Genomic DNA, 13212 nt, shown 5'->3' on the forward strand with positions numbered 1-13212 from the left:
GCATTTCATAATAGGAGATGGTCAAGACAATAAGCCGGGCATCCCGGCAGGGGAGGCGCATGAACAGGACCAGGATGATCGTCGCACTGGCATTGACCTATGCCGTGTTCGCGGTGCTGCTGAACAGCGTCGGTACCGTGATCCTGCAGTCGATCGAATCGTTTCACGTGACCAAAGTGGCGGCGAGCTCGCTCGAGGGATTCAAGGATCTGTCGATCGCGGCGACCAGCTTCCTGCTGGCGGCGCAATTGCCGCGCTTCGGGCTGCGGCGCGCGATGATCGCGGCACTCGCTCTGGTTGCTGTCGCCTGCCTGGCGATGCCGTTGCTGCCCGGTTTCTGGACCACGCGCCTGCTATTCCTCGCGGTCGGCGTCGCGTTCGGCGTGACCAAAGTGTCGGTCTACAGCTTCGTCGGGCTGTTGACCGAAGACAGCGCGCGCCATGCTTCGTTGCTCAATGTGATCGAGGGCGTGTTCATGCTCGGCGTGCTCAGCGGCTATTGGATCTTCGCCGCGTTCATCGACCCGGCCGATCCGGGCAGCCGGCAATGGCTGAACGTCTATTATGTGCTGGCCGCGGTCAGCCTCATCGCCTTGGTCCTGCTCGCCGTCACGCCCTATGACGAAAGCGCGGTCGACGAGCCCGCGGCGGCGCCCCAGGGTGCCGGTCAGAAATTTGCCGAGATGGTCGCCCTCGCCTGGCGGCCGCTCAGCCTCAGCTTCATCGCCGCGATCTTCTGCTACGTGCTGGTCGAACAGGGCATCGGGTCCTGGCTGCCGACCTTCAACCGCGAATTGCTCGGGCTATCGGCGCCGATGAGCGTGCAGGCAGCGTCGATCTTCGCGGTGTGCCTCGCGGCGGGGCGGCTGGGCGCCGGCGTGGTCGTGCGGCGCACCGGTTGGTTTCCGCTCGTCCTAGGATGCCTGATCGGCATGGCGGTGCTGATCGTCGCGGTGCTGCCGCTCGCCGCCGCGCATCACGGCCAGGTGACGAGCTGGGCCGGCGCGCCGGTCGCCGCCTTCCTGTTCCCGGCGATCGGCCTGATGATGGCGCCGATCTACCCCGCACTCAATTCGGCGATCCTGTCGTCGATGGCGCCGCGCGAGCAGCCGGCGATGGTCGGGCTGATCGTGGTGTTCTCGGCGCTTGGCGGGACGACCGGATCGTTCGTCGTCGGGCATATCTTCGCGATGTTCCAGGGGACGATCGCTTTCTACGTCCTGCTGGTCCCGATCGCCGCGCTGGCGGTGGCCTCGACCATGGTGCGGCGGAAAGCGGCGCGATAGGCGGATTTCACGATCAAAACGTCATTTGTATGATTGTATCCAATATCCAATTCAAAGTGGTTTCGGCCGCGCCGTGTCCGAAGACACGGCGCGGCCGACGCCCCACCGATTAGAAGTTGAAGCGCAACCCGGCGTTGATCGTGAAGCTGCGCAGCCGCGAGTCGTCGTCGATATTGCCGACCACGAAGCCCGAGACCCGGCTGCCGTGCGCATTGGCGAGGATACCCGCCGAATAGCGCATCGCGCTCTTCCAGGTGTTGGTCTGGAGCGAGAAGGCCGTGACCGGCGTTCCGAACGCGAAGCTCGAGCTATCCTTGCGCGACCAATTCTCCATCCGCGCCGCGCTGATGAACGGCTCGAACGTCGCCGTCGCTTCCGATCCGCCGCGATAGGACAGGCGCAGGCCGGCCTGGCCGATCTGGGTCGTATCGTTGCCCGGCGTCCACACGCTGAAGGCATCGACGACGAGCGGATCGATATTCGTGTCGCCATAATTATACTGGGCGAACGGCGTCGCGGCGAAGCCGGTCTTGCCGCCGAACCGGTACGAGGCGCGGACCGATCCCGCCGTCGCGTCGCCGCGCAGCCGTTTCGTGCCGACCGTGCCGAACAGCGACGGCATGGCGACCGTATAGTGGCGCCATTCCTTGCGGACATTGCCTTCGAGTTCGAAGGCTCCGTTGCCGACCACCGCATAGCCGCCGATGAACGGCGTCTCGACCTTGATCCGCTCGCCGCCCGCGAGCGGCGCCGAGGCGCCGTACCAGCCGCCCATCACGCCGACATTGAATTTCCAGCCGCCGCCGATGCCGCCGAACGAGACGTCGGCGCCGATCTGGGCCGCATGCTGGCTGGTGCGGAAGCGGCTGGTCGAAGCGTAGGTCAGCCCGCCGCCGGTCAGCGTGGAGGTGATCGTCTGCTTGCTGTGGCCGCCGCTGCCGCGCATCCACAGGCTGAACCGCGTGCCGCCGGCATCGGTCCGGTTGGTCACGAACGGGCTGATCGGATCGTCGAGCAGGCCAGACGCCGATTCGGCCATATAGCTCAGGTTGCCCAGCCCCGCCGCCGTCGGATTGACCGCCTGGATCAGGCCGAATTGATGGGCGTTCGACGGGTTCTGCCCGAAGCTGTCGAGGATGAAGCCCGTCGTCGGGAACACGGTGCTCGAGGTGAAGGCATTGGCAGGGGCAGCCCCGGCCACCGTCACGACCGGCAGGAAGCCGCCCGCCACGAACGACCGCGTGCCGACCAGGTTCATCGTCACGTTGGTGTTGCCCGTGGCCGAGCCGCCGATGTTCAGGCGGTCTGCGGTCGCGGTATTGGTACTGTAGTCGGCCCAGAACTGACCGCCGCCCGAATAATTGCCGCCGACCGTGACGACATTGCTGGTCAGGTTGTTGCGGGCATTGATGATGCCGGTATTGGCCATCGAACCAACCGTCGTGAACGTCCCCGCCCCGGCGAAGGTGACGCGGCCCGCATTCTGGGTGTTGCCCAGGATCGTCAGCGTGCCACCGGCGCCCAGGTTGACGTTGCCGCCATTGGCCAGATTGCCCGAATAGCTCGACGAGCCCGATCCCAGATTGGCGATCCCCGTCGGGCCGTTGATCCAGTTCGAAGTGGCGACGGTCGATCCGAAGACGTTGACCGCGCCGTTCAGCGTCCCGCTGTTGAACAGGGTCGACGGCGTGTTGTTCACGCTGATCAGCACGGCATTGGTGCCGCCGGAGATCGTCCCCGAATTGCTGATATTGGCGCTTCCGGTGCCGGTCGCCACCAGCCTGACGCCATCGATATCGCCCGCAATGAGGCCGGCATTGTTGACCACCAGCGGGCCGTCGACGGTGCTGAGGTCGATGCCGTAATCGGGATCGATCACACCGGTTCCGGTTACGTTGACGGTGATGCCGCCCGTGGTGGACGTGCCATAGACCCCGGCATAACCAGGCGTGCCCGCGGTGATCTCACCCGCGACCGTGACCGTCGTCATGCCGGTCGACAGGCCGCTGTCGGTATAGATGCCGGCCCCATTGGTCGCGTCGATCGTGCCGCCCGCGCCGAGCGATACGTCGATCGTCCCGGCATTGGCCGCCGGATTGAAGTTCAGCGCGGTCAATCCGTTGCCGTCGGTCGCCGTCAGATCGCCCAGGACGTTGACGGAGACGGCGCCGGTCCCGTTGGTCTGGGCAATGACGCCCGACGTACCGGAGGCGTTGCCGACGGTCACGCCGACATTGCCCGCACCGCCCGCCATGACCTGCTCGGCCAGGACCGCCGCGGCGCCGGTCGAGGACACGTTGGCGGCGTTCACGTTGAGATTGCCGCCCAGGGTTATGCCGACGATGCCATAGCCGGTGGTGCCGGTGACCGGGCCGACCGCGGTCACATTGACGTTGCCGGTACCATAATTCTCGGCATCGATGCCAAAGATGCCGTTGACGGCCGCGTTGGTGGTGACGTCGACATTACCCGTCGTGCCGCCGACCAGCGCCGCGACGATACCGGCATTGCCGCCATTGACGTCGCCGTTCGTCACCACGGCGATATTGCCGGTCGCCGAAACCCCAATCACGTCGATACCGTTCTGATCGGTCGAGGTGACCGCGCCGGTGATGACATTGATATCGCCGCCCGCGACCGTGTCGCGGACCAGGATGCCAGCGCCGCCGGTGGCGGTGGTCGCCCCCGTATTGTTCACGGTGACCGTGCCCGATCCGTTGTTCTGGATGGAGGCGCCGTTGCCCGCGAGGCCATGGAAGCCGCCGGTGCCGGTGACCAGGATATCGCCCGCGCCACCGGTACCGCCGACCAGAGTCAGACCGCTGGTGGCGCCGGTCACGGCGTCGGCGACGTTGACCGTCACCGCATCGTTGCCGATCGCGAGAATGCCTTCGGCGGCGGTGCCGGTCACCAGGCCGGTCGTGGTCACGCTGGTTGTGCCGGTGCCGCTGTTGATCGCCGCAACGCCGACGGTGCCCGAGACGTTACCGCCGGTCAGGGCGATATTGCCCGCGCCGGCAGCGTTCGTTTGCTGCCCGACGATGGCGATATTACCGGTGGACGTGACGTCGCCCGCAGCGACCGAGATATTGCCGCCCTGGGTCAGCGCGAAGATGCCGTTGCCGGTCGACGCGGTGACCGGTCCGGCCGCCGTCACATCGACATTGCCGGCTCCGAAATTCTCCGCATCGATACCGAAACGGCCGTTGACCGCGCCGTTCGTCGTCACGTCGACATTGCCGGTCGCCGTACCGGAAAGCATGCCGGCGACGATGCCGGCGTTGCCCGCATCGACATCGCCATTGGCGACGATGGCAAGATTGGCGCTATTCGAAAGGCTCCGAACGTCGATGCCGTTCATGCCTGCCGCAAGCGCGGTTACCGCGCCAGTCGTGACATTGATGTCGCCGCCGGCCGCCGTGTCGCGCACGATGATGCCATTGCCGCCGGTCGACCCGCTCGCACCCGAGATGTTGACGGTGACCGTGCCCGCGCCATTGTTCAGGATGTTGGCGCCGTCGCCGCTGCCGCCGAAGAATCCGGTGCCGGTGACCGAGATGTTGCCGGCGCCGCCGCTGCCGCCGATCAGGAGCAGACCATTGGTAGCACCGGTGACGGTGTTCGCGGCGGAGATGGTCACCGCATCGCCACCCCTCGCGTAGATTCCTTCGGCGGCGATTCCGGTGACCGTTCCGCTGGTGGTAACATTCACTGTTCCGGTGCCGGAATTGACGGCATAGATGCCCCGCGCGCCCGAGACATTTCCTGCGGTCACATCGATCGACCCCGCCCCAAGGCTGATTTGCTGCGCGCGGATCCCGAAGCCCCCGATCGCAAACACGTCGCCGGCGTTGACCGAAACATTGCCGCCGTTGGTTTGCGCGTAGATGCCGGTGCCGTTGGTCGCGTTGACCGTCCCGACGGTCGTGACATTGGTGTTGCCCGTGCCGAAATTCTCGGCGTCCACGCCGAACGCTGCGTTGATCGCACCGTTCGCGGTGACATCGATATTGCCCGTTGCCGCTGCGGGGAAGATCGCAGCCACCATGCCGGCATTGCCCGCGTTGATGTCGCCATTGGCGACCTCGGTCACATTGGCGGTCAGCGACTGGGAGCGAACGTCGATGCCGTTCATGCCTGCCGCGAGCGCACTCACCGCGCCAGTGGTGACGCTGATATCGCCGCCCGCCGCGGTGTCGCGCACCACGATGCCGTTGCCGCCCGTCGAGCCGCTAGCACCCGAGATGTTGAAGGTAACCGTACCCGAGCCGTTATTCTGAATGTTGGCGCCGTCGCCGGTGCCGCCGAAGAAGCCGCCAGTGCCGGTGACGGAGATGTTGCCCGCGCCGCCGGTGCCGCCGATCAGAGTCAGGCCGTTGGTCGCACCGGTTACGGCGTCGGCGACGCTCACGCTTACCGCGTCATTGCCTGTCGCCAGGATACCTTCCGCCGACGTCCCGGTCACCGTGCCATTCGCGGTGACGCCCACCGTGCCGGTACCGAGGTTCGTCGCGACGATGCCGGTCGTGCCGGAGACGTTGCCGCCGGTTACGCCGACATTGCCCGCGCCAGCTGCATTGAGCTGTTGAGCGATGATCGCGATATTACCGGTCGAGGTGACGTCGCCGGAATTGACCGTGACGTTGCCGCCGCGACTGGAAGCGTAGACGCCATTGCCGGTGGTGACGTTGACCGGACCCACCGTGGTGACGCTGGTCGAACCGGTTCCGAAGTTCTCGGCATCGACGCCGAACCGCGCATTGATCGCGCCGTTCGCGGTCACGTCGATGTTGCCCGTGGCGCCGGCCGGGAAGATCGCGCCGACGATGCCGGCGTTACCTGCAGCGACATCGCCGTTGGCGACGATCGTCACGTTCCCGGTCAGCGACTGGCTTTGGACGTCGATACCGTCCATACCGGCGGTCAGGGCGGTGACCGCGCCGGTGGTGACGCTGATATTGCCGCCGGCCGCGGTGTCACGGACGACAATGCCTTCGCCACCGGTCGAGCCGCTTGGGCCCGAAATGTTGACCGTGACCGTGCCCGAGCCGTTGTTCTGGATATGGGCGCCGTCACCCGAGCCGCCGAAGAACCCGCCGGTGCCGGTGACCGATATGTCGCCTGAGCCGCCGGTGCCGCCGACCAGGTTCAGGCCGCGCGTCGCGCCGGTCACCGCGTCGGCGATGGAGATCGTCACCGCACCATTGCCGTTCGCGTTGATGCCCTCTGCGGAGGTGCCCGTCACCGTGCCGTTGGCGGTGACGCTGATCGCGCCGGTGCCCGAGTTGGTCGCCTCGATGCCGGTCGTGCCGGAGACGTTGCCGGCGGTGATGTCGACGATGCCCGCGCCAGCCGCGTTGTTCTGACGCCCGATGATCGCGGTGTTGCCGGTGGACGTGACGTCGCCGGCATTGACAGTGACATTGCCGCCGTTGGTCGAGGCGTAAATACCGTTGCCGCTGGTCGCGTTGACCGGACCGACTGTCGTGACGCTAGTGTTGCCGGTGCCGAAATTCTCGGCGTCCACCCCGAACCGCGCATTGATCGCGCCGTTCGCGGTCACGTCGATGTTGCCGGTGGCGCCGGCCGGGAAGATCGCCGCGACCATGCCGGCGTTACCCGCGTTGATGTCGCCATTGGCGACCTCGGTGACGTTGGCTGTCAGCGACTGGCTCTGCGTGTCGATGCCGTTGAAACCGGCGGTCAGCGCGGTCACCGCGCCGGTCGTGACGCTGATGTCGCCACCCAAGGCGGTGTCGCGAACGATGATCCCGTTGCCGCCGGTCGAGCCGCTCGCGCCCGAGATGTTGACGGTGACCGTACCCGATCCGTTGTTGAGGATGTTGGCCGCATCGCCGGTGCCGCCGAAGAAGCCGCCGGCGCCAGTCACCGAGATGTTGCCGGTGCCGCCGGTGCCGCCAACCAGGCTAAGGCCGCGCGTCGCACCCGTCACCGTATCGGCAACCGTCACGGTCACCGCGTTGTTGCCTGTCGCCTTGATGCCTTCGGCCGAGGTACCGGTGACGGTACCGTTGGCGGTGACGTTGGTCGCGCCGGTGCCCAAATTGGCGACGTCGATACCCGTCGTGCCCGAGACGTTGCCGCCGGTGACGTCGATCACGCCTGCGCCGGCAGCGTTATTCTGCCGGCCGATGATCGCCGTATTGCCAGTCGAGGTGACGTCGCCGGCATTGACCGTGACATTGCCGCCATTGGTCGAGGCGTAGATGCCGTTGCCGCTGGTCGCATTGACCGGGCCTACTGTGGTGACGCTGGTCGAACCGGTGCCGAAATTCTCGGCATCCACGCCGAATCGCGCATTGATCGCGCCGTTCGCCGTCACGTCGATATTGCCGGTCGCGGCACCTGGGAAGATCGCCGCGACCATGCCTGCGTTGCCAGCATTGATGTCGCCATTGGCGACCTCGGTGACGTTGGCAGTCAGCGATTGGCTTTGGGTGTCGATGCCGTCCATGCCGGCAGTCAGCGCGGTGACCGCGCCCGTGGTGACGCTGATGTTCCCGCCCGCCGCGGTGTCACGCACGACGATGCCCTCGCCGCCGGTCGAGCCGCTGGCGCCGGAGATGTTGACCGTGACCGTGCCCGATCCGTTGTTCTGGATATGGGCGCCGTCGCCGGTGCCGCCGAAGAAGCCACCGGTGCCGGTCACGCTGATATTGCCCGTGCCACCGGTGCCGCCGACCAGATTCAGACCGCGCGTCGCGCCGGTGACCGTGTCGGCGACGGAGATCGTGACTGCGCCATTGCCGTTGGCGTTGATGCCCTCTGCGGAGGTGCCGGTAACGGTCCCGTTGGCGGTTACATTGACGGCGCCGGTGCCCGAATTGGTCGCCTCGATACCGGTCGTGCCCGAGACATTGCCGGCGGTGATGTCGACGATGCCTGCGCCGGCCGCGTTGGTCTGACGCCCGATGATCGCGGTGTTGCCGGTGGCGGTCACGTCGCCGGCATTGATCGTGACGTTGCCGCCCCCGGTCCGGGCGAAGATGCCGTTGCCGGTCGTCACATTGACCGGGCCGACCGTAGTAACGCTGGTATTGCCCGAACCGAAGTTCTCCGCATCGACACCGAACCGGGCGTTGATCGCACCGTTCGCGGTTACGTCGACATTGCCGGTGGCACCAGCATTGAGAATCGCGCCGACAATGCCGGCATTGCCTGCGTTGATGTCGCCATTGGCGACAATCGTCGTGTTGCCGGTCAGTGACTGTGCCTGGACATCGATGCCGTCCTTGCCCGCAGTCAGCGCCGTCACCGCACCGGTGGTGACGCTGATATTGCCGCCCGCCGCGGTGTCGCGCACGACGATGCCCTCGCCGCCGGTCGAGCCGCTGGCGCCCGAGATATTGACGGTGACCGTGCCCGAACCGTTGTTCTGGATATGCGCCGCGTCGTCCGAGCCGCCGAAGAACCCGCCCGTACCGGTGACCGAGATGTCGCCTGACCCACCGGTGCCGCCGACCAGGTTCAGGCCGCGAGTCGCACCGGTCACCGCGTCGGCGACGGAGATCGTGACTGCGCCATTGCCGTTGGCGTTGATGCCTTCGGCCGATGTGCCGGTCACCGTGCCGTTGGCGGTCACGCTGATCGCACCGGTGCCCGAGTTGGTCGCCTCGATACCGGTCGTGCCAGAGACATTGCCGGCGGTGATGTCGACGATGCCCGCGCCGGCCGCGTTGGTCTGACGTCCGACGATCGCGGTGTTGCCGGTGGCGGTCACGTCGCCGGCATTGATCGTGACGTTGCCGCCCCCGGTCCGGGCGAAGATGCCGTTGCCGGTCGTCACATTGACCGGACCGACCGTCGTGACAGTCGTGTTTCCAGCCCCGAAATTCTCGGCATCGACGCCGAACCGCGCGGTGATCGCGCCATTCGCGGTCACGTCGACATTGCCGGTAGCACCAGCGTTGAGGATCGCGTCGACGATGCCGGCATTGCCTGCGTTGATGTCGCCATTGGCGACGATCGTGACGTTGCCCGTCAGCGACTGGCTTTGCGCATCGATACCGTCCTTGCCCGCCGTCAGCGCGGTGACGGTGCCATTGGTGGTAATGTCGATTCCGGTGCTGGTGGCAACGTCGCGAACGGTGATGCCTTCGCCGGTCGCGGCAAAGATGTTGCCGGCAGTGATGCTGACCGAACCCACGCCGCCATTCTGCACGGCGTCGAACGCATTGCCGTTGCCGTTATTGATGATGTCCCCGCCGGTATAGACGATCGGACCGCCCAAGGCGGTCAGCGACAAAGCCGCGGTGCCGCCGGCCGTCGGCGTATTGCCGGCGTCGACGCTGATCGTACCGCCGTTGTTGACGGTAATGCCGCCGGCAGCCGTATTGGTCACCGCGATGCCGTTGCCGCTCACCGTCGCGCCACTGTTGACGTTGACGATGATCGGGGTCGCGATCGGACCGGTATAGTGGCGATCGTTCGGCGGATTGGTCGAATAAGTCGTGTCGGTCGTCGAGGTATCGGCGCACGTGACCGTGACGCCACCGACGACGCATTGCGCCCAGGCGTGAGTCGGCGCGAGGAGACCGAGACCGACAACGGTCGCGGCGGCGACGGTCGAGCGCAAGGACAGCCGGCTCGCTTGCGAGCGAAGACTTCTACGGCGCGAGGCTATCGAGGATGACACTTTGGAGTCGAAAGGAAGACTGCCAGACGAATACGGCGTGCGTGTCATGTTATTCCCCTCTGTTACGCGGACTTAGCGCGCACGGCTTCAGCGCCGCACGATTACTTGAATCGTCCGTTCATGCGGGTCTGATACTTCAGGATCGAGTATATCTATTGGTTAAATACGACGCGATTTACACTTATCTGTCGCGGAGACTCTGGCGCTATTTTGGCCTAAAATTCTTCATAAGACATTGATTTTGGCAGAAATCATCGCAGCGTTTGCCCCAAAATGGGGGCGATGTGCCTTGACAGATCGAGCGACGCTGATGCGGCGCCGTCAGAGTCGCAAAAAATCCTGGGGCGGGGACTCGATCGGATGGATCGCGGCCGGCGCCAAAGCCTCGTCAGCTGGCCCCCTTTTTATCTTCCCGGGTGCCGAGTCTGGCCGATGCCGCCGGCCGAGACGGCGCCGTCCGGTCAGGCCTTCAAGGTCAGTTCCTGGTGCTCGCCATGCCTGACAATCTCGAGGTCGACCGACGTGGCGGTCGGGTCGAGCGCCCGTCCGAGTTCGGAGGCGCCCGAGATTGGCGATTCGTCCGCGGTCAGCACGACGTCGCCCGCCTTCAGACCCGCGGTATCGGCAGGCGATCCGGGCTTGACCATCACCACCACCGCGCCGCGCTGGCGATCGGCACCGAGCCGCTTGGCCAGTACGGGCCCCAGATCCTCGGCCACGATCCCGAACGGCGCCGCCGGTGGCGCGCCGCTGCGCAACATCTCGCTGACGATCCGGGCGGCGACGTCGCCGGGAATCAGTACGCTTAGGTCGCCGGCGCTGTCGTCATCCGGGAAGGCGGGCAGGCCGAGCACGCGGCCATCGCTGCCGATGAAGGGCACGCCCTCGACATTTCCGCTGGGCGTGGGGTCGACCGATACCGACGATCGCAATGCCTCTCCGCCGGCGGCGAAGTCCTGCGCGATCACCCCGGTCTGGACTGCGCATCCGCTTCCGGCCGGCGAGGTCAGGCTGAACCCCCACGCGCCGGTCCGTGGCAGATCGGAGTCCGCGAATTGCAAGGTCGTGAAATTCCGTCCGTCGACCTTGAGCAGGGCGAGTCCCGACAGCGGATCGTTCGCCACGACCTTGGCATCCAGCTCGCTTCCGTCGTTGAATTGGACCGGCAGCGTGTCGCGGCCGGCCAGCATCCTGCCGCTGGTGACGATAAAGCCGTCGGACGAAACGACGATGCCGCCGAGTCCGCGCGATGCCAGCGGATCCGGCTTGGCGGTCGAGGCAGGCGGCACGCCAAGGCCGATCCTGACCACTGCCGGGCAAGCGGCATCGACCAGATCAGGCAACATTTCGGATGGTGAGGAGCGATTGGTGACCCGCTGGATCGGCGCCACCACATGGCGCTCGACCGTCGCCATGGGACGCCAGAGCTGGGCGCCGGTCACTATGCCGACCACGATCAGCACGAGAACGACCGAAGCAGTGATCGCCAGTTTCCTGAACGACGTTGCGGGCGGAGCTGCAGTCATTCGCCGAACAACTCGCGCTGCGCCTTTTCGATCTCATCGGTGTAGCGCCGCCGCACATAGCGTTCGCTGACCACGCCCAGCACCGTGCCATCGGCATCGGTAACGACGAATTCGTTGGCCTCGCGCTCCTCGAAGGCACGCATGATCTCCGCCGCATCCTGGTCGGGCGACAGCGTGAAGTCGGTCAGGATCGCCGCCTCGGTCACCGGGGCGTCCTCGGCCAGTCCCGGAGCGTGCGCGGCGACGGTCGGGATCAACCCCGCATAGGCACCCGTCGGGCCGAGTGCCACGACCTGGGTGATCGAGCCCAACGGGAAACGCCGGCGGAATTCGGCGATCGTCGTGCTCCCCTCGATCTCGGGAATGCCGCGCCGCATCATCCTGCCTGCGGTCAGCGACTTGATCCAGCCGATATCGCGGGCGCTGCGGATCGTCTCGCCACGCGTGTGCAGGCGCCAGGTCGAGAAGGAGAAGCCGAACGTCTCGCGCACCAGGGTACTGGCACAGAGCGACGCGGTGATCGTAACCGCCGTGAGCGCGAAATCATGAGTCGATTCGAGTACCAGCAACGACATCGTCATCGGGCCGCCGACCACCGCGACCGCCATCGCCGCCATGCCGACCAATGCAGCATCGTTGGCGCTGACATGGGCCGCGCCCGGGATCAGATTGACCAGCCCGGCGAACAGCTGACCGACCAGCGAACCCAGGAAGAGCGACGCGAAGAACAGTCCGCCACGAAATCCGAATCCCAAGGAGATCGCAGAGGCCGCGACCTTAAGTACGAAGATCGTCGCCAGAAAGGCGAGCCCGACCTTCATCGTCAGATCGAGATGCAAGGCGCCGTGCCCGGCCGACAAGGCCTGGGGCGACAAAGCGGCGATCGGGATCAGTAACAATCCGCCGAACACCGGTCGGTAGATGTCGGGGATCGGCAAGCGTCGCGTGGCGATTTCGACCAAGGTCACCGCGCGCATCAGCACGATCCCGACGATCGCGCAAACCAGCCCCAGCGAAGCGAACAGGAAATAGTCCCAGGTGCCGATCGCCTCCGCGGCGGGCAGGACGATCAGATAGGCCGGCACGCCCGAGACGCGCATCGTCACCACCGCGGCCAGTGCCGCCACCGCGACCGGCGCGATCGCCGCGGGCGTGTAGGCGCCAAGCACGATCTCGAAAGCATAGAAGGCGCCGGTCAACGGTGCGCCGAAGGCCGCACCCACCGCCGCGCCGGCGCCCGCCCCGACCAGGACACGAAGGTCCGCGCGCCGCAGCCTGAGCCATTGCCCGACCACCGACGCGACTCCGCCGCCCATCTGGGCATAGGCCGCCTCGAGCCCGACCGACGCGCCCATGCCGTTCGACAACAAGGTCTGGGCAGCGACGGTCAGGCTGTCGCGCATCGGAATCACGCCGCCATGCAGCGCATTGGCCTCGACCACGTCGACCGGCGCGCGCCCCCGGCGCAGCAAGCGGCCGAGCCCGGCCAGCAACAATCCGCCGAGCGGAAGCGCGAGCAGGCGGAGCGGCTCGATCGCGGTTTGCGCGCTCAACCGCTCGTCGCCCGATACGCCGTAGAAGAGCGACTGCATGAAATGCGCGATCCCGCTCTGGACCAGGGTCAGCAGGCCCGCCGTGAGGCCGATGCCGAGGGCGAGCAGGATCAGCGCCGCTTCACTTGTACGGAAGCGGCGGCGCAATCCGATCAACAGACCTGCGGGTCGAAAGGCGGGGAGGGACGCCA

General features: G+C 66.2%; 4 protein-coding genes. 1 reads left to right on the top strand and 3 read right to left on the bottom strand.

What is annotated here, in order from left to right; all coding sequences use genetic code 11:
- The first annotated feature begins 59 nt into the window (after positions 1-59).
- Entirely contained in the window at positions 60-1286 is a 1227-nt protein-coding gene (locus Q0L25_RS04450) for a sugar MFS transporter (protein ID WP_296611920.1), read from the top strand.
- Between the two features lie 109 nt (positions 1287-1395).
- On the opposite strand, the gene Q0L25_RS04455 is transcribed toward Q0L25_RS04450, so the two are convergent.
- The 3 genes from Q0L25_RS04455 to Q0L25_RS04465 all read right to left on the bottom strand — a co-directional run bounded on the left by Q0L25_RS04455 (position 1396) and on the right by Q0L25_RS04465 (position 13177).
- Positions 1396-9882: a hypothetical protein gene (locus Q0L25_RS04455; RefSeq protein WP_296611922.1), complete on the bottom strand. Its 8487-nt coding sequence runs from the start codon at positions 9880-9882 to the stop codon at positions 1396-1398.
- Between the two features lie 521 nt (positions 9883-10403).
- Positions 10404-11468, bottom strand: coding sequence for a trypsin-like peptidase domain-containing protein (locus Q0L25_RS04460; protein ID WP_296611923.1), 1065 nt, complete (start codon positions 11466-11468; stop codon positions 10404-10406).
- On the bottom strand, positions 11465-13177 hold the full coding sequence (locus tag Q0L25_RS04465) for a chloride channel protein (protein WP_296611925.1): 1713 nt from the start codon (positions 13175-13177) through the stop codon (positions 11465-11467). The genes Q0L25_RS04460 and Q0L25_RS04465 overlap by 4 nt, the downstream gene beginning before the upstream one ends.
- Between the last annotated feature and the right edge of the window lie 35 nt (positions 13178-13212).

This window comes from Sphingomonas sp., assembly GCF_024508665.1.
Lineage (GTDB): Bacteria > Pseudomonadota > Alphaproteobacteria > Sphingomonadales > Sphingomonadaceae > Sphingomonas.

Bases quoted from the DNA above. Each gene is read 5' to 3' on its own strand.
- Q0L25_RS04460 (WP_296611923.1), bottom strand. From the start codon at position 11,468: ATGACTGCAGCTCCGCCCGCAACGTCGTTCAGGAAACTGGCGATCACT.
- Q0L25_RS04450 (WP_296611920.1), top strand. From the start codon at position 60: ATGAACAGGACCAGGATGATCGTCGCACTGGCATTGACCTATGCCGTG.